The organism is Rhodanobacter sp. UC4438_H5, from assembly GCF_052978405.1.
On record NZ_CM129672.1, the window covers coordinates 1,337,109 to 1,360,535 of the forward strand.

23 protein-coding genes are annotated in these 23,427 nt (G+C 68.5%); 5 read left to right on the forward strand and 18 right to left on the reverse strand.

Going from position 1 to position 23,427, the window contains the following annotated elements; genetic code table 11:
* Positions 1-12: 12 nt before the first annotated feature.
* Genes ACVCL9_RS06240 through surE form a run of 3 tightly spaced genes read right to left on the reverse strand, consistent with a single transcriptional unit; the run spans position 13 to position 2,111 of the window.
* Positions 13-618, reverse strand: a complete 606-nt coding sequence (locus ACVCL9_RS06240; RefSeq protein WP_395118875.1) for a YqaA family protein — start codon at positions 616-618, stop codon at positions 13-15.
* Positions 618-1,313, reverse strand: a complete 696-nt coding sequence (locus ACVCL9_RS06245) for a protein-L-isoaspartate(D-aspartate) O-methyltransferase (protein WP_395118877.1) — start codon at positions 1,311-1,313, stop codon at positions 618-620. The genes ACVCL9_RS06240 and ACVCL9_RS06245 overlap by 1 nt, the downstream gene beginning before the upstream one ends.
* Before the next feature lie 3 nt (positions 1,314-1,316).
* Positions 1,317-2,111, reverse strand: a complete 795-nt coding sequence (gene surE, locus ACVCL9_RS06250) for a 5'/3'-nucleotidase SurE (RefSeq protein WP_395118879.1) — start codon at positions 2,109-2,111, stop codon at positions 1,317-1,319.
* A 141-nt stretch (positions 2,112-2,252) separates the two neighbouring features.
* On the opposite strand from surE, the gene ACVCL9_RS06255 reads away from it, so the two are divergent.
* Complete coding sequence (locus tag ACVCL9_RS06255; RefSeq protein ID WP_395118881.1) at positions 2,253-2,804, forward strand: Smr/MutS family protein; 552 nt, start codon at positions 2,253-2,255, stop codon at positions 2,802-2,804.
* Between the two features lie 78 nt (positions 2,805-2,882).
* Here the strand turns inward: ACVCL9_RS06255 and truD are convergent, their stop codons facing one another.
* The 8 genes from truD to ACVCL9_RS06295 form a co-directional block, all read right to left on the reverse strand.
* Positions 2,883-3,893: a tRNA pseudouridine(13) synthase TruD gene (gene truD / locus ACVCL9_RS06260; RefSeq protein WP_395118883.1), complete on the reverse strand. Its 1,011-nt coding sequence runs from the start codon at positions 3,891-3,893 to the stop codon at positions 2,883-2,885.
* A 161-nt stretch (positions 3,894-4,054) separates the two neighbouring features.
* On the reverse strand, positions 4,055-5,449 hold the full coding sequence (gene mgtE, locus ACVCL9_RS06265) for a magnesium transporter (protein WP_395118885.1): 1,395 nt from the start codon (positions 5,447-5,449) through the stop codon (positions 4,055-4,057).
* Positions 5,446-5,919 carry a 2-C-methyl-D-erythritol 2,4-cyclodiphosphate synthase gene (ispF, locus tag ACVCL9_RS06270; protein ID WP_447098743.1) on the reverse strand — a complete coding sequence of 158 codons (474 nt, stop codon included), beginning with the start codon at positions 5,917-5,919 and terminating at the stop codon, positions 5,446-5,448. The genes mgtE and ispF overlap by 4 nt, the downstream gene beginning before the upstream one ends.
* Complete coding sequence (ispD, locus tag ACVCL9_RS06275) at positions 5,916-6,614, reverse strand: 2-C-methyl-D-erythritol 4-phosphate cytidylyltransferase (protein ID WP_447098742.1); 699 nt, start codon at positions 6,612-6,614, stop codon at positions 5,916-5,918. The genes ispF and ispD overlap by 4 nt, the downstream gene beginning before the upstream one ends.
* A complete protein-coding gene (gene ftsB / locus ACVCL9_RS06280) occupies positions 6,611-6,940 on the reverse strand; it encodes a cell division protein FtsB (RefSeq protein ID WP_395118890.1) in 330 nt (109 codons plus the stop codon). The genes ispD and ftsB overlap by 4 nt, the downstream gene beginning before the upstream one ends.
* A 15-nt stretch (positions 6,941-6,955) precedes the next feature.
* Positions 6,956-8,254: a phosphopyruvate hydratase gene (gene eno, locus ACVCL9_RS06285; RefSeq protein ID WP_447098741.1), complete on the reverse strand. Its 1,299-nt coding sequence runs from the start codon at positions 8,252-8,254 to the stop codon at positions 6,956-6,958.
* 143 nt (positions 8,255-8,397) lie between these two features.
* Positions 8,398-9,231: a 3-deoxy-8-phosphooctulonate synthase gene (gene kdsA / locus ACVCL9_RS06290; protein ID WP_395118894.1), complete on the reverse strand. Its 834-nt coding sequence runs from the start codon at positions 9,229-9,231 to the stop codon at positions 8,398-8,400.
* Positions 9,232-9,315: 84 nt separating this feature from the next.
* Positions 9,316-10,989, reverse strand: a complete 1,674-nt coding sequence (locus ACVCL9_RS06295) for a CTP synthase (protein WP_447098740.1) — start codon at positions 10,987-10,989, stop codon at positions 9,316-9,318.
* A 143-nt stretch (positions 10,990-11,132) separates the two neighbouring features.
* Here ACVCL9_RS06295 and ACVCL9_RS06300 point away from each other — a divergent pair, with 143 nt between their 5' ends.
* Positions 11,133-12,932: a M24 family metallopeptidase gene (locus ACVCL9_RS06300; protein ID WP_447098739.1), complete on the forward strand. Its 1,800-nt coding sequence runs from the start codon at positions 11,133-11,135 to the stop codon at positions 12,930-12,932.
* A gap of 46 nt (positions 12,933-12,978) precedes the next feature.
* Here ACVCL9_RS06300 and lipA read toward each other — a convergent pair whose 3' ends face one another.
* From lipA to pdxR, 7 genes are all read right to left on the reverse strand, one after another.
* A complete protein-coding gene (gene lipA / locus ACVCL9_RS06305; protein WP_447098738.1) occupies positions 12,979-13,956 on the reverse strand; it encodes a lipoyl synthase in 978 nt (325 codons plus the stop codon).
* A gap of 104 nt (positions 13,957-14,060) precedes the next feature.
* Positions 14,061-16,817 (reverse strand): putative bifunctional diguanylate cyclase/phosphodiesterase, encoded by a 2,757-nt coding sequence (locus ACVCL9_RS06310; RefSeq protein WP_447099448.1) that lies wholly within the window; start codon positions 16,815-16,817, stop codon positions 14,061-14,063.
* A 70-nt stretch (positions 16,818-16,887) separates the two neighbouring features.
* Complete coding sequence (locus tag ACVCL9_RS06315; protein WP_447099447.1) at positions 16,888-17,664, reverse strand: TenA family transcriptional regulator; 777 nt, start codon at positions 17,662-17,664, stop codon at positions 16,888-16,890.
* 544 nt (positions 17,665-18,208) lie between these two features.
* A complete protein-coding gene (locus tag ACVCL9_RS06320) occupies positions 18,209-18,967 on the reverse strand; it encodes a hypothetical protein (RefSeq protein WP_447098737.1) in 759 nt (252 codons plus the stop codon).
* A 76-nt stretch (positions 18,968-19,043) separates the two neighbouring features.
* Positions 19,044-19,496, reverse strand: coding sequence for a hypothetical protein (locus ACVCL9_RS06325; protein WP_395118920.1), 453 nt, complete (start codon positions 19,494-19,496; stop codon positions 19,044-19,046).
* On the reverse strand, positions 19,493-19,906 hold the full coding sequence (locus ACVCL9_RS06330) for a CC0125/CC1285 family lipoprotein (protein WP_447098736.1): 414 nt from the start codon (positions 19,904-19,906) through the stop codon (positions 19,493-19,495). Before ACVCL9_RS06330 ends, ACVCL9_RS06325 begins: the two co-directional genes overlap by 4 nt.
* Before the next feature lie 132 nt (positions 19,907-20,038).
* Positions 20,039-21,472 carry a MocR-like pyridoxine biosynthesis transcription factor PdxR gene (pdxR, locus tag ACVCL9_RS06335; protein ID WP_447098735.1) on the reverse strand — a complete coding sequence of 478 codons (1,434 nt, stop codon included), beginning with the start codon at positions 21,470-21,472 and terminating at the stop codon, positions 20,039-20,041.
* Between the two features lie 131 nt (positions 21,473-21,603).
* Between pdxR and ACVCL9_RS06340 the strand changes: the two genes are divergently transcribed.
* The 3 genes from ACVCL9_RS06340 (at position 21,604) to ACVCL9_RS06350 (ending at position 23,422) form a co-directional block, all read left to right on the forward strand.
* Positions 21,604-22,401, forward strand: coding sequence for an MBL fold metallo-hydrolase (locus ACVCL9_RS06340; RefSeq protein WP_447098734.1), 798 nt, complete (start codon positions 21,604-21,606; stop codon positions 22,399-22,401).
* Positions 22,402-22,410: 9 nt separating this feature from the next.
* Positions 22,411-22,881: a cupin domain-containing protein gene (locus ACVCL9_RS06345; protein ID WP_447098733.1), complete on the forward strand. Its 471-nt coding sequence runs from the start codon at positions 22,411-22,413 to the stop codon at positions 22,879-22,881.
* Positions 22,882-23,014: 133 nt separating this feature from the next.
* The gene (locus ACVCL9_RS06350) at positions 23,015-23,422 is read left to right on the forward strand and encodes a VOC family protein (protein ID WP_395118929.1); all 408 of its coding nucleotides are present in this window, start codon (positions 23,015-23,017) and stop codon (positions 23,420-23,422) included.
* Positions 23,423-23,427: the final 5 nt, after the last annotated feature.

Below are 23,427 nucleotides of genomic sequence, written 5' to 3' on the forward strand. Positions count from 1 at the left end.
CCGCGCTGCCAGTCAGCGCGGCCACAGCCACCACGCCAGCAGCACGACGAGCAATACCAGCGCGCCCCGGCCGATCCACTCGATGTTCTTGTGCAACATGCGCTCGGCGCGCTCGCCGAACAGGCGGATCAACAGCGCCAGCAGCCACACGCGCTTGCCGCGGCCGACCGCCATGCAAGCCAGGAACGGCAGGACCGGCACGCCCACGATGCCGGCCGCCCAGGTGACGAACTTCATGGGGATCACCGGCTGCAGCGCCGCCAGCATCAATGCGCCCAGCATGGTCAACCAATGCTCGTTCATGTCCACGCGCAGATTGTTCACCCAGGCGGTGATGACCTCCTGCATGTGCATGCTGAGCAGCGGCTTCACCGACTCGTAGGCCCAGTGGCCCAGCGCATAGCCGACCACCGAGCCGAGCAGGGAAAACAGCAGCGACATGTTGGCGTAGAAGAACGCCTTGAGTCGCTTGGCCAGCATCATCGGCGCAAGCATCACCTCCGGCATGATCGGGAAGATGAACGCCTCGAAGAAGCTCAACGCACACAGGTAGTGCAGCGCGCGCGGTGCGCGAGCCCAGACCAGTGCGCGGGCGTAGAGCGGCTCGAACAGGCGCATCAGCCGATGCCGCCCAGCAGCGGCACGAAACTCACCGGGCCGAGTTCCTCCAGCGCGAAATCGCCCTTGCCGTCGCCGCGCATGCGGATCAGATTCTGCCGGCTCGGCGATCCCACCGGCGCCACCAGCACGCCGGCGGGATTGAGCTGTTCGAGGATGCGGGTCGGGATGGTGTCGCCTGCGGCGGTGAGGATGATCGCGTCGAACGGTGCCTCGTCCGGCCAGCCCAGCTTGCCGTCGTCGTAGCGCGAGCGCAGGTTGGTCAGGCCGAGCTGGCGGAAGCGGCGCCGCGCCTGGCGCAGCAGCGCCTCGATGCGCTCGACCGTATACACCTCGCCGACCAGGGACGACAGCACCGCTGCCTGGTAACCCGACCCGGTGCCGATCTCCAGCACCCTGCGCGGCATCTCCTTCTGCCCCTCGAAGTGCTCCAGCAACGCTTCCGTCATGCGCGCCACCACCCACGGCTGGGAGATGGTCTGGCCGTGGCCGATCGGCAGCGCATCGTTCTCGTAGGCGTGCAGTTGCAGTGCCTGGTCGATGAAATGATGGCGCGGCACCGTGCGGATCACCTCGATCACGCGCGGGTCGCGGATGCCTGCATCCTGCAGGGAGGCGGCCAGCCGGTTGCGGGCGCGCTGCGAGGTCACTCCCTCGCCCTTGAGCTGGGCTGCAGGCAACGGATAGGTGATCATCGGTCAGGCCGCCTCGCCCTTGCTGCGGCGGCCGGCCATGCCGTCGCTCAGCGTCTTCATCCAGCTGCTGACCTTGTCCAGCGCCTGGAAACGGGTCAGGTCGACGTGGATCGGCGTGACCGAGACGAAGCCGCGACGTACCGCGTTGAAATCGGTGCCGGGGCCGGCGTCGTCCACCTCGCCGGCCGGTCCGATCCACCACATCGGTCGCCCGCGCGGATCAGTCTGCGCGATGCACGGCGCGGCACGGTGGCGCCGACCCAGCCGGGTGACCTCGAAGCCGGCGATCTCCGCCCAGGGCCGGTCCGGCACGTTGACGTTGAGGATGGTGTCTGCGGGCAGCGGATCGACCAGCAGACGTTGCATCAGCAGCAGCACCGCCTGCGCCGCGGCGTCGTAGTGCACGCCCTGGTGGTCTTCGCTGACCAGCGAGACGGCGATCGCCGGCAGACCGAGAAAGCGCCCTTCCATCGCCGCCGAGACCGTGCCGGAATAGATCACGTCGTCGCCCAGGTTGGCCGAGTTGTTGATGCCGGATACCACCATGTCGGGTTCTTCGTCGAGCAGGCCGGACAGCGCCAGGTGCACGCAGTCGGTGGGCGTCCCCGCCACACGGTAGTAGCCCTGGCCCATCGACAGTACGCGGATCGGCGCGTCCAGCGTCAGCGAATTGCTCGCCCCCGAGCGATCGCGATCCGGTGCCACCACGGTGACCTCTCCCACCGCCTGCAGGCGCTCGGCCAACACGCGGATGCCCGGCGCATCCACGCCATCGTCGTTGCTGACCAGAACTCGCATGATGCTCCGTCGAAAACTGCCTGCCGGCGCAGGAAGATCAAGCGCGGCGGTTTCGTGATGGTTGCAAGTCTACCGTAGCGCGCCCCCAAGTTTCACCGGGATTCAACGCATCGTGCCGCCGCTTCTGGCTAGGATGCGCAGATGAAGCGACCCAACCCGCCCCGGATCACCGACGACGATCGCCGCCTGTTCCGCGAGGCGATCGGCGAGGTGCAGCGACTCGCGCCGGTTTCCCCGCCGCCGGCGACCGCGAAACCCGCGCCACACCCGCGCATGTTCGAGGCCGACGAAGCTGCCGTGGCCAGCGAGTTGCTGGACATGGATTTCGACCCGGCCACGCTCGAAGTCGGCGAGGAACTCGGCTACCTGCGCGACGGCTATCCGCCCAGGTTGCTGCGGCAACTCAAGCGCGGCCAGTTCAGCGTGGGCGACGACCTGGACCTGCATCAGATGAACGCCGCCGCGGCCCAGGCCAGCATCGTCGCGTTCCTGGCCGAAGCGCGGCAAGCCGGCGTGCGTTGCGTGCGCATCATCCACGGCAAGGGGCTGCGTTCGAAGGCTGCCGGTCCGGTGCTGAAGGCGCTCACCGATCGCATGCTGCGCCGGCGCGACGACGTGATCGCGTTTGCCTCCGCGCGCCCGGCGCAGGGTGGCACCGGGGCGGTGATCGTCTTGCTGAAAGAGCAGAAGTGAGTGGAGAGGAGTGAGAACTGAGAGAGGGAACGGGTGCGCTGGTGCTTTCTCTTTCTCTCACTCTTCACTCATCTCCACTCACTCCTCGCCTTTAAGCTCGCGCACCACCACCGTGGCGTACGCGCCAGCGGGCAGCTCGAACGACAGTTCCAGCGCGTCCTCGCCAAGCCAGCGCCAGTGGAGATTGTGCGGAATCAGCCGCAGCGGGCGGCGCTCCTGATCCATGCGCGCGGCGGCCAGGCCGCTGGCCAGGTCGTCATTCGCCGCAGCGACTTCGCGCTCCAGCGCTCCTGCTTCGCCCTGGCTCGGCGGCTCGCCCTGCCCCCACAGCGGACCTGACGGATGGATGTCGGCGCGCGCCAATCGCGCGGCCAATTCGTCGTTGAACGGTTCCGGCCCGAACCACGAGCGCGAACCGGCCAGCGACCAGATTTCCCCTTCCAGCGGCCGGTCCCACGCATCGTGCTCGACCCGCGCCGCCAGTACGGCATTGAAGATGTGCGAACGCGCCGCGGACAGCAAAATCGAACGCTTGTCGCGATCCACCCGGCGCCCACCGAACATCGCGCGCGCCTGTGCCACGTTGCCGCCTTCGCGGCCGAAGCGCTGCTCGCCGTAATAGTTCGGCACGCCGCGCGCAGCGATCTGCCGCAGCACCGACTCCGCCCGCGCGCGATCGCCGCTCACCTCGCGCAACACCAGCACGAAGCGGTTGCCGCGCAGGGCGCCACGCTTGAGCTTGCGCGAATGCCGCGTCGCCGCCAGCACTTTCACCTCCGGGTGCGGGAACGTGGACCAGTCCGGATCGGGCCGGCCGGCCAGTTGCACCGAGAAGGTCTGCCGGGTCACGGCATGGCGATCCTTGAGGCCCGCATAACCGACCGCGACCTGCGGCACGCCGGCGAACTTCGCCAGCTCGCGCGCGACCCAGTCGGTGTTGGCGCCGCGCTTCTCCACCCACAGCAGCAGGTGCTCGCCGGCACCCTCGGCGTCGTAGCCGAGGATCTCCTCGACCAGGAAGTCCTCGGGACTGGCGCGCAGCCGGGCAGTCAGTGGCGGTTCGCCGAAAGCATGGGGCAGTTCTTGCATGGAGAAACGGCTTCTTTGGGCGAATTCGATCTGACGGGTGACTGAAGAGCAGGCTGGATTCCCGCTTGACCGGCCCTTCGGCCGTTGCATGGCGCCTCGCGGGAATGACGTCCTGCCACGCTCGGGTTCGACAACCTGAAACCGGGCCGGAAGGGTGACGATTACATCAGGAACACCGTCGCCAGTCCGAGAAAAATGAAAAAGCCGCCGCTGTCGGTCATGGCGGTGATCAGCACGCTGGAGCCCAGCGCCGGGTCGCGGCCGAAGCGGGTCATGCAGATCGGGATGCCGACGCCGGCGAAGGCCGCCAGCAACAGGTTCAGCGTCATCGCCGCGGTCATCACCAGGCCCAGCGAGGCACTGTCGTAAAGCAGCCACGCCACGATGCCGATGACGCCACCCCACACCAGCCCGTTCAGCAGCGCCACGGCCATCTCCTTGCGCCACAGGCGCCGCGCGCTGTCGGCGCTGATCTGGTTCAGCGCCAGCGCGCGCACGATCATGGTGATGGTCTGGTTGCCGGAGTTGCCGCCGATGCCGGCCACGATCGGCATCAATGCGGCCAGCGCCACCAGGCGCTCGATCGAGCCCTCGAACAAGCTGATCACGCGCGAGGCGATGAAGGCCGTCATCAGGTTGATCGCCAGCCACAGCCAGCGGTTGCGCAGGCTGGCCCAGACCGAGGCGAAGATGTCCTCCTCCTCACGCAGGCCGACCCGGCCCAGCGCCTCGCTTTCGCTCTCCTCGCGGATCACGTCCACCATGGCGTCGATGGTGATGCGGCCGATCAGGTGGCCGCGCTCGTCCACTACCGGCGCGGTCACCAGGTCGTAGCGCTCGAACGCTTGCGCCACGTCGTAGGCGTCGTCGGTGGGGTGGAAGGTGTTGACGTCCGGCGCCATCACCTCGCTGACCATGCGCTCGGGGGAATTGACCAGCAGCCAGTGCAGCGGCAGGACGCCAGTCAGCAGGTTGTCCTGGTTGATGACGAACAGCTTGTCGGTCTGTGGCGGCAGTTCTTCCCAGCGGCGCAGGTAACGCAGCACCACTTCGAGACTCACGTCCTCGCGGATCGTGACCATCTCGAAGTCCATCAGCGCGCCGAGCTGGTCCTCCTCGTAGGACAGCGCCGACTGCACCTGCTCGCGTTGCTGCGAGTCGAGGCTGGCCATCAGCTCCGGCAGCACCGCCGTGGGCAGGTCTTCGACCAGGTCGGCCAGTTCGTCGGCGTCCAGCGTTTCGGCGGCGGCGAGGATCTCGTGGCGATCCATGTCCGCGATCAGCGATTCCCGCACCGCATCGGACACTTCCAGCAGGATCTCGCCGTCGCGGTCGGCCTTGACCAGTTGCCAGACCGCCAGGCGCTCGTCCAGCGGCAGCGATTCGAGGACGAAGGCGATGTCGGCCGGGTGCAGCTCGTCCAGTTGCTGGCGCAGGTCCGCCAGCACGTCCGCGGGCAGGCGGCCGTCGCCTTCGTGACGATGCAGCAGCTCGACGATGGTGTCGAGCCGATCGTGCAGCCGGTTGGCGACGCTGCGGGCCTCGATCTCGGTCATGCGCGCTCCAGCAGCACGCACGCCTGCGCGGCGATGCCCTCGCCGCGGCCGCAGAAACCGAGCCTTTCGGTGGTGGTGGCCTTGATGCTGACGCAACCGATGTCGCAGGCCAGGTCGGCAGCGAGAATTTCGCGCATCGCCTGCGCATGCGGACCGACCTTCGGTGCCTCACCGATCACGGTGACATCGGCGTTGCCCAAGGCGTAGCCATGCTGCGCCATCAGCATTGCCGCATGGCGCAGGAACTGGCGGCTGTCGGCGCCGCGCCAGCGTGCGTCGGTGGGCGGGAAATGACGGCCGATGTCGCCCAGTGCCAGCGCGCCGAAGATGGCGTCGCACAGCGCGTGGATCACCACATCGCCGTCGGAGTGCGCCACCACGCCGCGATCGTGCGGCACGCGCACGCCACCGAGCACGAGGTGGTCACCCTCGCCGAACGCGTGCACGTCGAAACCGCTGCCTATCCTCATGAACTTGTCCTTGCGAGCAGGAACTGCGCCAGCGCGAAATCCGCTGCCGTGGTCACCTTGATGTTGTCCTCGGCGCCTTCGACCAGCAACGGCGAGAACCCGGCCAGCTCCATCGCCATCGCCTCGTCGCTGACGTCCACGCCACGCTGATGCGCATCGCGCAGCGCCGCCGTCAACGGGCCACGCCGGAACATCTGCGGCGTGAACGCGCGCCAGCGCGACTCACGCGGTTCGGTGCGCGCGACGCATCCGTTCACGTCGGCGTGCTTGAGCGTATCGCGCAGCGGCGCACCGAGCAGGCCGCCGTCGCCTCGCCCGCCCCGCTCGATCAGCTGGCCGATGTCATCCAGCCGCACGCAGGGACGCGCCGCATCGTGTACCAGCACGAACTCCGCATCGCCGACACCCGCAGGCAGCGCGTCGAGCCCGGCCAGCACCGATTCACTGCGCTGCGCGCCGCCGACAGCGGTCAGCACCGGCTTGCCGCACACGTCGCGCAGGCCCGGCCAGTGCCGGTCATCGACCGCGAGCGTCACCAGCAGGCCGCCGATCCGCGGATGCGCGGCGAGGCGCGCCAGCGTGTGTTCGATCAGTGTCCGGCCAGCCAGCAACTGGTATTGCTTGGGCAAGTCGCCGCCGGCCCGCACGCCCCGCCCGGCCGCCGGCACCACGCACCACAACGTGGTGCCGGTCATGGCGAGCCGCGCGCAGCGGATGCGGCCGTGGCCGGCGAGCTGCCCGCGCGCGCGGGCTCGACCACCTGGTAGAACACCTCGCCGGGCTTGATCAACCCCAACTCGGTACGCGCGCGCGCCTCGACCGCCTGGTCGCCATGCTTGAGGTCGTGCACGTCGGCGGCCAGCGCCTGGTTGCGCTTCTGCAGGCGCGCGTTGTCGCCGGTCTGCTTGTTCACCGCGATGCGCAAACTGTCCACCTCCTGCATGCTGCCGCTGCCGAACCACAGCTTCAGCTGCAAGCCGACCAACAGCAGCAACAACAGCAGGGCGATCCAACGCAGCATGGCGGCGTGTCCCGCTCAGCCCGGCAAACGGCCGAGGTTGGGGAACGCCTCGCGACCGGCGTAGCGCGCAGCCGAGCCCAGCGCCTCCTCGATGCGCAGCAACTGGTTGTACTTCGCCACGCGGTCGCTGCGGCACAGCGAGCCGGTCTTGATCTGGGTCGCCGTGGTGGCCACCGCGATGTCGGCGATGGTGGTGTCCTCGGTCTCGCCGGAGCGGTGCGAGATCACCGCCGCGTACTTCGCCGCGTCGGCCATGGCAATCGCCTCCAGCGTCTCGGACAGCGTGCCGATCTGGTTCACCTTGATGAGGATCGCGTTGGCGATGTTCTTCTCGATGCCCTCGCGGAAGATCGCCGGGTTGGTCACGAACAGGTCGTCGCCGACCACCTGCACGCGCTCGCCGATCGCGTCGGTGAGCAGCTTCCAGCCGTCCCAGTCGCCTTCGGCCATGCCGTCCTCGATGGTGACGATCGGATACTGCTTCGCCCAGCCGGCGAGCAGGTCGACGAACTCGGCCGAGCTGTACTGCTTGCCTTCGCCGGCGAGGTCGTACTTGCCGTTCTTGTAGAACTCCGAGCTGGCCGCGTCGAGGCCGAGCAGGATCTCGCTGCCGACCTTGTAGCCGGTCTTGTTGATCGCTTCGAGGATGGTGTCGATCGCCTCGACGTTGGAGCGCAGGTTCGGCGCAAAGCCGCCCTCGTCGCCCACCGAAGTGGCGAGGCCACGGCCGTGCAGCACGCTCTTCAACGCATGGAAGATCTCCGCGCCGGCGCGCAGCGCCTCGGCGAAGCTCGGCATGCCGACCGGCAGGATCATGAACTCCTGCACGTCGACGTTGTTGTCGGCGTGCGCGCCGCCGTTGATGATGTTCATCATCGGCACCGGCAACGCGCCGGGCTTGCCGTGCGACAGGTACTGCCACAGCGGCTCGCCGCGCGAAGCTGCCACCGCGTGCGCCGCCGCCATCGACACGCCGAGCAGCGCATTCGCACCCAGCCGGCCCTTGTTCGGCGTGCCGTCCAGCGCAACGAGCTTGGCGTCGAGGCCCTTCTGATCGGCCGCATCGAAACCCTTCAGCGCATCGGCGATGGTGCCATTGACGTTGGCTACCGCGTTCTTCACGCCCTTGCCGCCGTAGCGCGACTTGTCGCCGTCGCGCAGCTCGACCGCCTCGCGCGAACCGGTGGAGGCGCCGCTCGGCACCGCGGCGCGGCCGAAGCCGCCGCCGGCCAGGGTGACTTCGGCTTCCAGCGTGGGGTTGCCGCGCGAGTCGAGGATTTCACGGGCGTGGATGCGGGTGATCAGAGTGGTCATGGTTATCCGTCAGTGAAGTGTTGTCGTAGGGGCCCGCTCGCGGGCGATGCTTTTACAGATCCCGAATCCCCGCTCTCAGCAGACGAACGTCCGGTCATCCCGACCCAACAGCATCGCCCGCGAGCGGGCTCCTGCAGGCGTGGTCACACGTCCTGTTCGAGGAAGCGGTGGCGCTTGGTCACGGCGTCCAGTTCCAGCAGGGTTTCCAGCAACGCCTCCATCTTGCCCAGCGGCCACGCATTCGGGCCGTCGGACAGCGCCTTGCTCGGATCGGGATGGGTCTCGGCGAACAGGCCGGCCACGCCGACCGCCACCGCCGCGCGCGCCAGCACCGGCACGAATTCGCGCTGGCCGCCGGAGCTGGCACCCTGCCCGCCCGGCAACTGCACCGAATGCGTCGCGTCGAACACCACCGGGCAACCGGTCTCGCGCATCACGCTGAGCGAGCGCATGTCCGAGACGAGGTTGTTGTAGCCGAAGCTGGCACCGCGTTCGCAGACCATGATGTGGTCGTTGCCGACGGCCCTGGCCTTGGCCACCACGTGCTTCATGTCCCACGGCGCCAGGAACTGGCCCTTCTTGATGTTTACCGGCTTGCCGGCACGCGCCACTTTCTGGATGAAGTCGGTCTGCCGGCACAGGAAGGCCGGCGTCTGCAGCACGTCGACCACCGATGCCACCTCGTCCATCGGCGTGTACTCGTGCACGTCGGTGAGCACCGGCACGCCGATCTGGCGCTTCACTTCGCCCAGGATGCGCAGGCCCTCTTCCAGGCCGGGCCCACGGAAGCTCTCGCCGGAGGAGCGGTTGGCCTTGTCGAAGCTGGATTTGAAGATGAAGGGGATGCTCAGCCGCGCGGTGATTTCCTTCAGCATGCCGGCGGTGTCCAGCTGCAGCTGCTCGGATTCCACCACGCAGGGGCCGGCGATCATGAACAGGGGTTGGTCGAGGCCGACCTCGAATCCGCAAAGCTTCATGACTCTTTCCCGTTCAAAGCGTTCTTGATTCCATCATGCCCGCATTCGCGGGAATGACAGCCACGAGGGTGTCGCGTTGCCGCGTCATGCCGTCGCCTGCACCGGCGCCAGCTTCTCGCCGACGCGCACGGCCTTGTACTCGCGTGCCGCGCGCACGAAGCCGCTGAACAACGGGTGGCCGTCGCGCGGGGTCGAGGTGAACTCCGGGTGCGCCTGGCAGCCGAGGAACCACGGATGCTGCTGTTGCGGGAGTTCGACGATCTCCACCAGCAGGTCGTCCATCGACTTGCCGGAGATCACCAGGCCCAGGTCCTCGAACGTCTGCCGATAGCGGTTGTTGAACTCGTAGCGATGGCGATGGCGCTCGCGCATGACGTCCTGCCCGTACATCGCGCGCGCCAGCGTGCCGGCCTTGAGCCGGCATTCCTGCGAACCCAGGCGCATGGTGCCGCCCAGGTCGGAGCGGTCGTTGCGCTGCTCGACTTCACCGGTCGCGGTGGTCCACTCGGTGATCAACGCGATCACCGGGTTCGGCGTGTTGCGGTCGTTCTCGCTGGAATCGGCGTCGGTCAGGCCAGCCACGTGGCGGGCGAAATCCACCACCGCCGCATGCATGCCGTAGCAGATGCCGAAATAGGGCACGCCGTGCTCGCGGGCGTACTTCGCCGCCAGCACCTTGCCCTCGAAGCCGCGCTTGCCGAAGCCGCCGGGCACCAGGATGGCGTCGGCCTTGCCCAGCACCTTGGCGGCGCCTTCGGCCTCGACCTGCTCGGAGTCGATCCAGTCCAGGTTGACCCGTGTCTGCTGCTTGATGCCGCCGTGGCGCAGCGCCTCGCCGAGCGACTTGTAGGCGTCCTTGTGCTCGACATACTTGCCCACGATGGCGACGGTGACCTCGTCCTTCGGGTGCTCCACCGCGTCCACCGTGCGCTGCCACTCGGACAGGTCGGCCGGCTTGGCGGCCAGGCCGAGCTTCTTCACCACGATGTCGTCCAGGCCCTGCTGGTGCAGCCACAGCGGCTGCTTGTAGATCACGTCGACGTCGGCCGCGCTGATCACGGCGGATTCGGGCACGTTGGTGAACAGCGCGATCTTGCGCCGTTCGGCCTCGGGCAGCGGCTCCTCGCAGCGGCACAGCAGGATGTCCGGCTGGATGCCGATCGAGCGCAGCTCCTTCACCGAGTGCTGGGTCGGCTTGGTCTTGATCTCGCCGGCGGCCTTGATGTACGGCACCAGGGTCAGGTGCATGAACACCACCTTCTCCGGACCGTGCTCGATGCGCAACTGCCGGATCGCCTCCAGGAACGGCAGCGACTCGATGTCGCCCACGGTACCGCCGATCTCCACCAGCGCCACGTCGAAGCCGCGGGTGGCCTCGTGGATGCAGTGCTTGATCTCGTCGGTGATGTGCGGGATCACCTGCACGGTGGCGCCGAGGTAATCGCCGCGACGCTCCTTGCGGATCACCGCCTCGTAGATCTTGCCGGTGGTGATCGAGTTCTTGCCGGACAGGCGGGTGCGCACGAAGCGCTCGTAGTGGCCAAGATCGAGGTCGGTCTCGGCGCCGTCGTCGGTCACGTAGACCTCGCCGTGCTGGAACGGACTCATCGTGCCCGGGTCCACATTGATGTAGGGATCGAGCTTCATCATGGTGACCGAGAGGCCGCGCGCTTCGAGGATGGAGGCGAGCGACGCCGCCGCGATGCCCTTGCCAAGCGAGGACACCACACCGCCGGTGACGAAAATCAGGGGGGTCATGGAAAGCAGCCGTGCGGGAAATTGGCATTTTAGCTGCAGAACCGTCCGACGGCGAGATGGCGTGCGAAAAATCGACCCCATCGGTTCATTTCCGGGGCAGCGCGTGCATGAAAACGGCAGATGGCGCCTGCTAGCATGACAGGATGAACAATCCCGTCCCCGCCCGTCTCGCCGCCTTGCGCGCGGCCATGCAGCAGCACGGCGTCGCTGCCGTGCTCGTTCCCAGTGCCGATCCGCATCTGTCCGAGTACCTGCCGGCGCACTGGTCGGCACGGACATGGCTGTCCGGGTTCGACGGATCGGCCGGCACGCTCATTGTCGGTCGCGAGCAGGCCGGGCTGTGGACCGACTCGCGCTATTTCGCGCAGGCCGAGCAGCAGCTGGCCGGCAGCGGCGTCGCGCTGATGAAGCTGCGCGTACCGCACACGCCCGAGCATCTGGAATGGCTGCAGCAGCAACTGCATGACGGCGACGTGCTGGCGGTGGCCGGGGACAGCGTGGCTGTCGCCACCCGGCACCAGATCGAACACCGGCTGGCGGAGACCGGCGCCACCGTGCGCACCGACCTGGACCTGCCGGGCGAGATCTGGACGGATCGCCCCGCCCTGCCGGCGTCGCCGGTGGTCGAGCACGCGCTGGCCTGGGCCTGCATCCCCCGCGCGGAAAAGTTCGCGCGCCTGCGCAAGGCGATGCGCAAGCTCGGCGCCAGCCATCACCTGGTGTCAAGCCTCGACGACATCGCCTGGCTGACCAACCTGCGCGGCAGCGATGTCGAGTGCAACCCGGTGTTCCTCGCCCACCTGCTGGTACAGGCCAACGCCGGCGCCACCTTGTTCGTCGGCCGCGCCAAACTCGATGATGCGCTGGTCGCGGCACTGGCCGCCGACGGCATCGGCATCGCCGATTACGCTTCGATCACCTCGGCGTTGCCGGAGCTGGGCGCGGACGACCGCCTGCTGCTGGACAGCGGCCGCGTGGTCAGCTCGATCGCCGCGGCAATCGCGCCGGAGGTCACACGCATCGAGGCGCCCAACCCCAGCACGGCGTTCAAGGCGGTCAAGAGCGCCGCCGAACTCGACCATGTCCGCGACGTGATGCGCCGCGACGGCGCGGCGCTGGTGCGCGGTTTCCGCCGGCTGGAACAGCGGCTCGCCGCCGGCATGACGCTGACCGAGCTGGACGTGGACACGCTGCTGCACGAGGAACGCTCGGCCCAACCCGGCTGGGTCGGCGAGAGCTTCGCCACCATCGCCGGCTACCAGGCCAACGGCGCATTGCCGCACTACCGCGCCACGCCGCAGTCGCACAGCACGCTGCAGGCAAAGGGCCTGCTGCTGATCGACTCGGGCGGACAGTACCTCGGCGGCACCACCGACATCACCCGCGTGCTCGCCCTGGGCGAGACCACCGCCGAGCAGCGCCGCGATGCCACGCTGGTGCTGAAGGGCATGATCGGGCTGTCGCGCGCGCGTTTTCCCAAAGGCGCCAGCGGCCCGCAACTGGATGCGCTGGCGCGTGCGCCGCTGTGGGCGGCGGGCATGGATTACGGCCACGGCACCGGCCATGGCGTGGGTTATTTCCTCAACGTGCACGAAGGCCCGCACGGCATCCGCGCACCGGTGCCCGGCGGCGCACTGGTGCCGCTGGAGCCGGGCATGATCAGCTCGATCGAGCCGGGCCTGTACAAGCCCGGCCGGCACGGCATCCGCCACGAAAACCTGGCCGTGGTGGTCGAGGCCGACCGCACCGAGTTCGGCGAATTCCTCGCCTTCGAGACACTCACGATGTGCCCGTTCGATCGCCGCGCGCTCGAACCGAACCTGCTCAACCCGGAAGAGCGCGCCTGGCTGGACGACTACCACGCCAACGTCCGCGCCGCGCTCAGCCCGCTGCTGGCCGACGCCGATCTGGAGTGGCTGAACCGCCACTGCGCGCCGCTGTAGGCCGCGCCCTGCGGCAGGCCCCATGGACCTGCCGTCGCGCCGCGGGTCACAGCCCCAGGTTGTTGTGCTCCAGCACGCGTTCGGCGCGATAACTCGAACGCACCAACGGCCCGGCGACCGCTTCCACGAAACCCTTGCCCAGCGCCAGTTCGCGATAGGCACGGAATTCGTCCGGGGTGACGAAGCGCTCCACCGGCAGGTGGTGCGGGCTGGGCCGCATGTACTGGCCCAGGGTGACCACGTCCACGCAGGCGGCGCGCATGTCGTCCAGCGCCTGCTCGATCTCGGCGTCGGTTTCGCCCAGGCCCAGCATCAGGCTGGTCTTGGTGAGCGTCCTGGGCGCGTGGCGCTTGGCGAACGCCAGCACGTCCAGGGTCTGCTCGTAGCCGGCGCGCGGGTCGCGCACCGGATGGGTGAGGCGGCGCACGGTTTCCAGGTTCTGCGCGTAGGTGGCCAGGCCGGCGTCGAGCACGGTGGCGACGCTGGCATGGTTGCCGGCGAAATCGGGCGTGAGCGCCTCCACCGCGGTGTCGGGCGAACGCAGGTGGATGGCCTTCACGCAGGCGGCGTAGTGGGCGGCGCCGCCGTCCGCCAGGTCGTCGCGATCCACCGAGGTGAGCACCACGTACTTGAGCCCCATCAGCGCCACCGCGTCGGCCACCTTGGCCGGCTCCAGCGGGTCGAGCCAGCCGTTCGGGTTGCCGGTGGACACCGAGCAGAACTTGCACGCGCGCGTGCACACCGAGCCCATCAGCATCAGCGTGGCGGTGCCGCGGCCCCAACACTCGGCGATGTTGGGGCACTTGGATTCGGCGCACACGGTGTTGAGCTGGTGCGTGCGCACGATATCGGCCACTTCCTCGTAATGCGCGCCGCTGGGCAGCTTCACGCGCAGCCATGGCGGCTTGCGGCTGACGTCGGGCTCATGGCTGTGTGCGTTGGGCTTCTGGCCGCCCTTTACCGCACGCGTGCCCTGCGGACTGGTGAACTTGCTGCCGTCCGGGATGGAAGGGTTGCTGGACATGGGGATGCGGGCTGGCTGGACTGCCGCCAGTGTCGCGCGCCACGCCTGGGCCTGCCCTGATGCACGTCAAAGCAGCCGAGTCGATGCCACGCGCCGCATGCCGATCAACCGCGCCGTGGCGGCACCAATCGCAGACGGGGGGAGCCGCTCTGCTGGTTGGGGCTGAGCAACGCCTGGATTTCCTCGGCCTGCAACGGATACGAGTAGAGGTAGCCCTGTCCCTCGACGCAACCGGCGCGCAGCAGGAACTCGTGCTGCGCCTCGGTCTCGATGCCTTCGGCGATGGTGACCAGGCCCAGGCTGCGCGACATCGCCAGCATCGCCTCGGTAATCGCCGCGTCGTTGGCGTCGCCGGGCAGGCCGGTGACGAAAGAGCGGTCGATCTTCAGGTAAGTGACGGCCGGCAGCTTGAGGTACGCCATCGAGGAGTAGCCGGTGCCGAAATCGTCGATGGCCACGTCGATGTTCAGCATGTCCAGCGTCTGCATGGTGCGCTGGGTGTCGTCGCCCAGCCGCAGCATCGCGCTCTCGGTGATCTCCAGCAGCAGGCGGTGCGGCGACACGCGGCGCGACTGCAAGGTGCGGCTGACCCCGTCGACGAAGGATGGATGGCCGAACCAGCGCGCGGAGATGTTCACCGCCACGCGGATCGGCGGCACGCCGGCCAGGTCCCAGGCCTGGATCTGGGCGCAGGTGGCCTGCAGCACCCATTCGTCGATGCGCCGGATCAGGCCCAGACTCTCCGCCACCGGGATGAACTCGCCGGGCAGTACCTCGCCGCGCTCCGGATGCTGCCAGCGCAGCAGCGCCTCCACCGCAACGATGCGCCCGCTGCCCAGCTCGATGCTGGGCTGGAACACCAGGCGGAACTCGCCCCGGCTCAGTGCCTGGCGCAGTTCGGTCGCCAGCTGCAGGCGGCGCCGGTTGTCGGCATGCATCATCGGCGTGTAGAAGCGGAACGCGTTGCGCTCCTCGGTCTTGGCCGCATACATCGCCGCGTCGGCGTTGGCGATGAGGGTGGCCGCGTCGTTGCCGTCCAGCGGGTAGCCGGCCACGCCGATGCTGGCGGTGAGCACGACCTCGTAATCGTCCAGCACCAGCGGCTCGGACAGCGTCGCCAGCAACCGGTTGACGATCGCCCGCGCATCCTCGCGCAGGCTCAGTCGCGGCAGCAGCACGGTGAACTCGTCGCCGCCGATGCGTCCGGCCACGTCGCCGTCGGAGAGCTGCCGGCTGATGCGCTCGCCCACTTTCACCAGCAAGCGGTCGCCGATCGCGTGACTGTAACTGTCATTGACGATCTTGAATGCATCCAGGTCGATGAACAGCACCACCGCCGCCAGCCGCTCGCGCTCGGCCTGGGCGATCGCCTCGCTGCAGTAGCGTTCGAACTCGGCGCGATTGACCAGGCCGGTGAGCGGATCGTGCCGGGCCAGGTGTTCCAGCCGGCGCTGGTTGGCCTTGGCCTCGTGGATGTCGGTGCACACCGCCACGTAATACGTCACGTGGCCGTCGCCATTGCGGATCGCGCTGAGGCTCAAGTGTTCCGGATAGGTCGTGCCGTCGGCGCGGGTGCTCAGCACCTCGCCGATCCAGTTGCCGCCGGCGGCCACCTCGTCCCAGATGGCTTTCGGCAGCGCACGCCCGTCCGGCAGGCGGCGCGTGTCGCCCAGCCGCCGGCCCTGCAGCGCCAGGCTGCTGAAGCCGGTCAGCTCGGTGTGCGCCGCGTTGGTGGAGGTGATCCGCTGCTGCGCGTCGGCGATGACCACGCCCTCGGCGATGCTGGCCAGCGCCTCGGCCGCCACCCGGCGCTCCTGTTCCATCGCCACCCGCTCGGAGATGTCGCGGATGATCGCCTGGCACACCGGCAACTCGCCCCAGCTGGCAACGCTGGTCTGGGTCTCCACCGGGCGGGAGCTGCCGTCGGCGGCCAGCAGCGCGTTGGTGGCGGCACGCCCCGCCTGCTGGCCGGCCAGCGGCTGCAGGAACAGGTGCACGTAGCGGTCGCCGATCAGCTCCTTCGCGCTGCGCCCGGTCCAGGCCGCCGCCGTGCGGTTCACGTCGAGGATGCGCCCGCTGCCTTCGTCGATCATCACGATCGCGTCGGCGGCGCTGTCGAACAGCAGCCGGTAGCGCTCCTCGCTGCCGCGGATGCTTTCCAGGATGCGCCGCGCCATGCCCAGCCACAGCAGCACGGCGACCAGGGTCACCGCGACCACGCCACCGAAGAGCAGCTTGCCGACCCACGAGGCGCCACGCGCCACCTCGAGCGAGAAGACGTTGGTGCGCGGCTCGATGAATCGGTTCAGCTCATGAATGCGACTGCGTTGGCGAAGCTGCTCGGCCGGCGGCAGGCCACCGGCCGCGTAGGCGCGTTGCAACTCGCCGGCAATCTCGTCCAGCTCGGTAATGGCGTCGTCGACCGAGTACCAGGCGCGCAGCGCCTCGCTGATATGCGGCGCCGACGAAAAATGCTGGAGGATGAAGATCATCCCGGGGATGGCATCGGGGATCACGCTGCCCCGGGCGAACGCCTGGGCGACCTTGTCGTGGTCGAACTGGCCCGAGGCGATCGCGTCGCGGGCCCAGCGATCGGAGAGCACTACCGCGTAGTGGCGCCTGAAGCCGGCCAGGTCCGCGGCGTCGCCGCTGATCGCATAGGCTTCCAGGTCGATCACCGACTGCTTCTGCGCCTTGGACCACAGACTCTCGCCGTTGAGGAAACCGGCGAGAGTGATCTGGATCTGCAACGCGCCCCAGGTCAAGGCCAGCATCAGCCCCACCATCGCGATCAGCGCATACGCCAGCGGCATCAGTCGCCGCGACAATGGCTTTTGCAAGGTGGCTCGGGAAGTGCGCATCATGCCCCTTCTACCATGACTGGTGCCTTGTGACCCACTGCGTGCTCCTTGGTTGCTGCAGTTCGGTACGTCAGGCGGCGGCTTCCCTCAGGGCCTCCAACTCGTAACGCGTGCCGATGCAATGATCCATGCTGATGCGCATGCTTACATAGCTGCGCTTGATGCAACTGGCAATATGTTCCACGTCGTGCGCGGCCGGGGTCGTCCCCATCAACGTGCAGACGATCTCCAGCGCCTCCCACGGATGGGTATCGTCATAAGCGGCATGAAGTTGAAGCCAGCGCAAACTGCCGGCACGTTCCTTCGGCGCGAAGCTCTCGGCATAGGCCTTGCTTTCGTATACGCGCTGCGACCACTCGCCGGTGGCCCCCTCGACGGCATAGTTGGTGGCTGCGATGCTCGCCGCCAGCGAACCGCTGGCGCAAATCTCCTCGCACCAGTCCGCCAGGGTACCGGTGCCGTGCGGCGCCCGGCCGTTCAGCACGTCCTCGCGCTCAACGCCCGCGCCTTCGGCCCAGTTGAGCCAGTATTCGGCATGGTTCTGCTCCACGCGGATGTTGCGCACCAGCCAGCGCCGGGCCAGGTTGTCGCCGGGGCTGCGGCCGAAGCGGGTCTTGAGCAGGCTCAGCGCCATGTACGCCGGGAAACGCTCGATCACCGGCCAGATCCCGACCATGAAGTGACGCGTCGCCGTTTGGCTGAGCGAAGCCTCCCTCATCAGGTCCCACATCTCGTGCCGCACGACGCCTTGCTTGGCGGCTTCGCAATCGGCCACCATGTCCTGCGCCCATTGAGGGTAGCTGGTCAGTTCGGTGAGCGGGCCGGTACGTTCAAAACGGGTGTTCATCGTCCATCTCCTTACAGGTGGGTGTTGCGGTGGTTCGCCATTGCCTGACCGTGCGCTGGATTGCTGCCGGCCTCGATCGGGCGCCGCCTTCTTCGGCGACACCACGAAAATTCATGCATCGGCCGCACTGGCCACCGGCAGCACGAACCCGGGCCAATGCCCGACTCGCGCGCGACCATCGTGCCGCCTGCAGCGGTTGCAGTGTGGATACCATGTCGCAGTCCACGCATCCGCGCCACCCGGCATCGTTTGGACGTCCGGACCCGGATCGGTTTTCGCGGGGTTCGAGAGTGGGCTGACGGCGACCACGCCGCAGCGGCCGAGTCGCCGCACAGGACCCGCGGCAGCGCCTCGCGCCGCATCGGCCGGCCGGGCGCATCAGCGCAGCACCCCGACGGTGGCATACCGATGAAGCCTCTTGTCGTCGTCGCCCTGCCCGGTCGATTGCATGGACACCCCCGCGGGAACTATGCCGCAGATGGCGACGACGCGCGAGCCGAGCCGCGGATGGTGACTAGCCGAAGGAACGCCGTTCGCGGTCCCGTCAATGCACCGACGGCGCCGTCGGCGCCAGCACCGCCTCGGTCACGCTGCTGCCGTCGTGGCCGAACACGGAGTGGTTTTCTTCGGTGCGCCGCGACACCGCCAGCAGGCGCGTGCCGACCTGCTGCAACGCGTAGTCGGTGGTGGTGCCGAACTCGATGCTGATGAGCAGCTTGCGCCCCTTGATCGCCAGCATGTTGCGCACCGCCACCGGCACGCCATCGGCGCCCAGCCACACACTGAGCTGGCCGACGTACTTCTTGACCGACATCTCCTTGTTCGCTGACGGCGGCATCGGCACGTCGAACACCAGCAGGCGCGCCGGCTTGCCGTTGCGGGTGTCGTCGCGCTGGCTGGCCAGGGTCGCGCCGTCGAGCTGGCGCAGCAGCACCGGCGCGTAATTCACCATCGGCTGCACGTTGACCGGGCTCAATTGGCCGAGCAGGTCCTGCACCGGCGTCGGCGCATCCTTGTTCTTCGCGTTCACCGCCGCCTCGGCCGCGGCACGCTGCAGCAGCTCCGGCGAAAAATGCAGCTCCAGGCCATCGGTGCCGCTGCGCACGCCCAGCTGCAGCTGCGCGCGCTCGATCTTGCCGTCTTCCTTCTTCACCGTGCTGCTGACGCGCGCCGTGGCCAGCAGCGGCTGCGCCGGCTGCAGCTTGCCCAAGGTGGCACGCAGGTCGGACACGGCATCGGCCCGGGCCAGTGCCGGCAAGGCGAGCGCGGCGAGCAGCGCGGCAAGGATCACGCGTGAGGTCATGGTACGGTTCCGGTCGCCAGGGGCGGCCAGTATCGCCTGCCCGGGCGGCGCGCACACGGTCGGCGCCGCCGGCAGTTCAACCGGCGTGCTTGTGCGGCACCGCGCGCACGGTCGGCTCGAACAGGATGCCCACGCGGCTGGCCGGCGCATCGCGATACAGGCCCAGCACGCAGTGCTCCGCGCGCAACGCAAAGTCCGCGTAATAGACCACGCCCGGATAGGGCACGAAGGTCAGGTCGGGCGAACACGAATACATCCGCTGGTAGCCGCTGGCCACCAGCACCTTGAACAGCATCAGGCGCTCGCCCGTCGGCACCTGCAGCTCGCCGTGGCTGCTCTTGAGGTCGTAGCACCGGCGACCATCGCAGAAACTCAGCGGCATCGCCTGGCTGGCCAGGTTCGGCGACAGCTTGATCGTGGCCAGCGGCTGGCCGGCCGCCGGCTGGTACATCGGCAGCCCCGCGCAGCCGCCAAGAACGGCAGCGGCCACGGCGGTCAGCAGCCGGCGGGTGACGTGATCGGCGCTCATCGGTGGCCTGCCTGTGCATGGACATAAGAGACGTAGCGCTTCTCGATCTCGCCCGCGTCGAGGTCGCCGGCGGAGTAGTCCTGGTCGAACAGCACGAACACCCAGTCGCCCATGTCGCCCGCCACCCGGCCAACGGTGAGGTCCATGGTGGGGCGGTCGCGGATGGCATCCGGCAGCGATTCGTACAGGCGGAGATACCGTTTGTGCCGCTGCAGCGCCAGCTCGGCGCAGCGGTACATCAGATAGGCGTGGGTAGTGTCGCGGTCGATGTAGCCGTTGCCGGAGAAACCCACCTTGAGCAGTTCACCCGGGCCGGGCTGCTCCCAGTAACCGCCGGTGTAACCGCGGATCACCCCCTTGTCGGAGTGATAGCCCGTGGCGCAGCCGCCAAGCAGCACGGCGGCCACCATCGCCCACATCCTTCTTCCCATCCCCTTCCCCCGTTCCCTCGCCAGCCTGTCGCGGCGAAAAGCCGCCTCGATGCGTATCCGCCGACGCGTGCCGCGCGATGATGCACGGCCACCCCGGTGGCCGCAAGCGCTTCAGGCCAGGGCGCGGCGCAACTGGGCGAACGCCCTGGTGATGGCGTGCGGATCGATCACGCCGTAGCCGAACGTCACCGCCGGCTCGATCGTGCGCGTCATCGCGTAGCTGGCGGTGGATTCGGCGCCGACGGCGTGGCGCAGGATGATCGGCATGAGCCGGGCCGCCCGCGCGGGATCGCGGAATCGCGCGGCCAGATGCAGGCCGGCTTCGGAGGGAATCGGTTGCAACCAGCGGCCGAGTTCACCCTGCAGCGCGTCGAGCAGGGCCGCGCGGCGCTCGGCGTAGATCGGCCGCATGTGGCGCACGTGCCGCGCGAGGTGGCCGTCGCGGATGAAGGCGGCAAGCGCGGCCTGGGTTATGCCGTCGCAATGCGAGTCGACGCAGTGCTTGACGGTGACCAGCCCGCTGCGCGCCCACGCCGGCGCCACCACGAAGCCCTTGCGCAGCGAGGGAAACATGCTCTTGGAGAAAGTGCCGACGTAGAACACCAGGCCGTCGCGGTCCAGCGTTTGCAGCGCATCGAGCGGACGGTCGCCGAAGCGGAACTCGCCGTCGTAGTCGTCCTCCACGATCACCGCATGGCGACGACGCGCGAAGTCGAGCAAGTCGGCACGCCGACGCAGCGACATCGCCACGCCGGTGGGCGACTGGTGCGACGGGGTGACGCTGATGATGCGCACGTCGTCGGGCAGGCGCTCGACGCACAGGCCCTCGTCGTCCACCGGCAGCGGCACCAGTTGCGCGCCGGCGGCGGCGAACGCGGCGCGCACCGGCGGGTAGCCCGGTTCCTCCACCGCCACCTTCGTCTGCCCCGGCGTGACCAGCAGGCGGGCGATCAGGTCGAACGCCTGCTGCGCGCCGGAGGTGACGATCACATCGTCGGCGCCGCAGGCCACCGCGCGGGTGAACGCGACGTGCTGAGCGATCGCCTCGCGCAAGGCAGGGATGCCTTGCGACGGTGCATAGGCGAACGGTTCGCGCGCGCTCTGGCGCAGCGTCTGCGCCATCAGCCGGCGCCAGACCTCGTGCGGAAAATGGCGGTGGTCGGGAATGCCCAGACGGAAATTTCGCTCGGGCAGGCTGCGCGCCGGCGACGGCTGCAGGAACGGCGTGCGCCATGCCGGCGCGAAACGCGATTCGTCCGCGCCCGTGTGCACCGGCCTGGATCGCCGCCGAACGAACTCGGCGACCCGCGGCCGGGCGCCCTGACGTGGGGCCAGGTAACCCTCCGCGATCAGCAGGTCGTAGGCGGCGACCACGGTATTTCGCGCCACGCCCAGGGCCTCGGCCACTTTCCGCGTGGCGGGCAACGCGGCGTGTGGTGGCAGGCGGCCGTCCAGGATCGCCGCGCGCAATTGCTGGTGCAGCGCCTGCGTGAGCGTGCCTGAGCCACGCGGCAGCAGCACGGGGAACGGAAAAACTGGTTCCATGGAATCTCTCGGGAATGGGTCAATCACAGGTCCAGATTATGCCTAGAGTCGGCACCGTACGGCGGGCACCGCCCGCCGTTCCCGAGTCGAAAAGCCGGCGGGCACCACCCCGCCCCAAGCGAGGCCAGACCATGACAAACGCCATCTGCGAAACCTGCGGCACGCAATACCCGAACGTCCCCACGCACTGCGCCGTCTGCGAGGATGAGCGCCAATACGTCGGCGCGCGCGGCCAGACCTGGACGACGCACGACGCCCTGAAAGCCACCCACACGCTGCGCCTGCAGGACGAAGCCGGCGTGCTCGGCATCGGCCTGGCGCCGGATTTCGCCATCAACCAGCGCGCGCTGTACCTGCCCACCGACGCGGGCAACATCCTGTGGGAAGCCTTGAGCCTGGTGACCGACGAGGCGGTCGCCGCCCTGAAGGCGCGCGGCGGCGTGGACCTGATCGCGATCTCGCACCCGCATTTCTACGCTTCGATGCTGGAGTGGAGCGAGGCGTTCGGCAACGTGCCGATCCTGCTGCACGAGGCGGACCGCGACTGGGTGCGCCGGCCGTCGCCGAACGTGCAGTTCTGGCGCGGCGAGGTCTACCGCCTGTCCGACGCGGTGACCCTGATCAACAGCGGCGGCCACTTTCCCGGCAGCACCGTGCTGCACTGGAAGAACGGGCCGCGACCCGGCGGCGCGCTGTTCTCCGGCGACGCGCCGCACGTCGCCAGCGACCGCCGCCACGTCTCGTTCATGCACAGCTACCCCAACTTCATGCCGATGCCGGCGGCCGACGTGCACCGCATGCGCTCGCGCCTGGCCGGCTGCGACTTCGAGGACGTCTACGGCTTCACCTGGGGCCGCAACATCATCGGCGGCGGCCGCGCGGCGGTCGATGCCTCGTTCGCACGCTATCTCGCCGCCATCGCCGCCTGAGGACACGCCATGAATCGTTCCGCCCGCCTGCACGACTATCTGCCCGCCCGCTTCAGCACCGCCGCCGCGCGGCACTGGGTGCCCTCCTCCACGCCCGGCAAGTCGTCCAGCCCGTTGCGCTTCTTCGCCGGCGACCGCGGTTTCGTCGAGCTGCTGCGCATGGAACCGGGCACGGTGATGCCGCTGCATCGGCATACCGGCGAGATCCACGCGTACAACCTCAGCGGCACGCGCAAGCTGTGCACCGGCGAGCTGATCGGCCCGGGCGACTACGTCTACGAGCCGCCGGGCAACACCGACTGGTGGAAGATCGTCGGCGACGAGCCGATGCTGGCGCTGGTGATCGTGATGGGCACGGTCGAGTTCCTCGGCCCGGGCGGTGCGGTGACCGCCCGCGCCTCGGCCAGCACGCAACTGGCGGAGTACGAACGCCATTGCCGCGAGCTGGGCGTGGCGATGCCGGATGTGCGGGACCGCTGAACGTGGCTCGGCGACGACGCAGCCCGGGCGGCGGCAACCTTCGCCCGCCGTGTCGAAATCGCCGCCCGCCAATCGTCTTACGGGAGACGAGCAGCGCCGCTCTCCGTATCCCCCACCACCGGAAAACCCCGCCATGCCCAAGATGATCTTCGTGAACCTGCCGGTCGCCGACCTCAAGAAGTCGATGGCCTTCTACGCATCCCTCGGCTTTGCGAACAACCCCCACTTCAGCGACGACACCGCCGCGTGCATGGTGTGGAGCGAGGCCGTCCACGTCATGCTGCTCACCCACGCCAAATGGCGCGGCTTCACCGAGCGGCCGCTGCCGAGCGCAGGCGCCAGCGAAGTGATGCTGGCGATCTCGCTCGACGACCGCGCCGCGGTCGATGCCATGAACGGCACGGCCGCGGCGAACGGCGGCACGGCCGACATCAACCCCGCGCAGGATCACGGCTTCATGTACAGCCGCAGCCTGGCCGATCCCGATGGCCACGTATGGGAAGCGTTCTGGATGGACCCGGCGGCCATCCCGCCGGGTTGATGATG

Bases quoted from the DNA above. Each gene is read 5' to 3' on its own strand.
- ACVCL9_RS06240 (WP_395118875.1), bottom strand. From the start codon at position 618: ATGCGCCTGTTCGAGCCGCTCTACGCCCGCGCACTGGTCTGGGCTCGC.
- ACVCL9_RS06245 (WP_395118877.1), bottom strand. From the start codon at position 1,313: ATGATCACCTATCCGTTGCCTGCAGCCCAGCTCAAGGGCGAGGGAGTG.
- surE (WP_395118879.1), bottom strand. From the start codon at position 2,111: ATGCGAGTTCTGGTCAGCAACGACGATGGCGTGGATGCGCCGGGCATC.
- ACVCL9_RS06255 (WP_395118881.1), top strand. From the start codon at position 2,253: ATGAAGCGACCCAACCCGCCCCGGATCACCGACGACGATCGCCGCCTG.
- truD (WP_395118883.1), bottom strand. From the start codon at position 3,893: ATGCAAGAACTGCCCCATGCTTTCGGCGAACCGCCACTGACTGCCCGG.
- mgtE (WP_395118885.1), bottom strand. From the start codon at position 5,449: ATGACCGAGATCGAGGCCCGCAGCGTCGCCAACCGGCTGCACGATCGG.
- ispF (WP_447098743.1), bottom strand. From the start codon at position 5,919: ATGAGGATAGGCAGCGGTTTCGACGTGCACGCGTTCGGCGAGGGTGAC.
- ispD (WP_447098742.1), bottom strand. From the start codon at position 6,614: ATGACCGGCACCACGTTGTGGTGCGTGGTGCCGGCGGCCGGGCGGGGC.
- ftsB (WP_395118890.1), bottom strand. From the start codon at position 6,940: ATGCTGCGTTGGATCGCCCTGCTGTTGTTGCTGCTGTTGGTCGGCTTG.
- eno (WP_447098741.1), bottom strand. From the start codon at position 8,254: ATGACCACTCTGATCACCCGCATCCACGCCCGTGAAATCCTCGACTCG.
- kdsA (WP_395118894.1), bottom strand. From the start codon at position 9,231: ATGAAGCTTTGCGGATTCGAGGTCGGCCTCGACCAACCCCTGTTCATG.
- ACVCL9_RS06295 (WP_447098740.1), bottom strand. From the start codon at position 10,989: ATGACCCCCCTGATTTTCGTCACCGGCGGTGTGGTGTCCTCGCTTGGC.
- ACVCL9_RS06300 (WP_447098739.1), top strand. From the start codon at position 11,133: ATGAACAATCCCGTCCCCGCCCGTCTCGCCGCCTTGCGCGCGGCCATG.
- lipA (WP_447098738.1), bottom strand. From the start codon at position 13,956: ATGTCCAGCAACCCTTCCATCCCGGACGGCAGCAAGTTCACCAGTCCG.
- ACVCL9_RS06310 (WP_447099448.1), bottom strand. From the start codon at position 16,817: ATGCGCACTTCCCGAGCCACCTTGCAAAAGCCATTGTCGCGGCGACTG.
- ACVCL9_RS06315 (WP_447099447.1), bottom strand. From the start codon at position 17,664: ATGAACACCCGTTTTGAACGTACCGGCCCGCTCACCGAACTGACCAGC.
- ACVCL9_RS06320 (WP_447098737.1), bottom strand. From the start codon at position 18,967: ATGACCTCACGCGTGATCCTTGCCGCGCTGCTCGCCGCGCTCGCCTTG.
- ACVCL9_RS06325 (WP_395118920.1), bottom strand. From the start codon at position 19,496: ATGAGCGCCGATCACGTCACCCGCCGGCTGCTGACCGCCGTGGCCGCT.
- ACVCL9_RS06330 (WP_447098736.1), bottom strand. From the start codon at position 19,906: ATGGTGGCCGCCGTGCTGCTTGGCGGCTGCGCCACGGGCTATCACTCC.
- pdxR (WP_447098735.1), bottom strand. From the start codon at position 21,472: ATGGAACCAGTTTTTCCGTTCCCCGTGCTGCTGCCGCGTGGCTCAGGC.
- ACVCL9_RS06340 (WP_447098734.1), top strand. From the start codon at position 21,604: ATGACAAACGCCATCTGCGAAACCTGCGGCACGCAATACCCGAACGTC.
- ACVCL9_RS06345 (WP_447098733.1), top strand. From the start codon at position 22,411: ATGAATCGTTCCGCCCGCCTGCACGACTATCTGCCCGCCCGCTTCAGC.
- ACVCL9_RS06350 (WP_395118929.1), top strand. From the start codon at position 23,015: ATGCCCAAGATGATCTTCGTGAACCTGCCGGTCGCCGACCTCAAGAAG.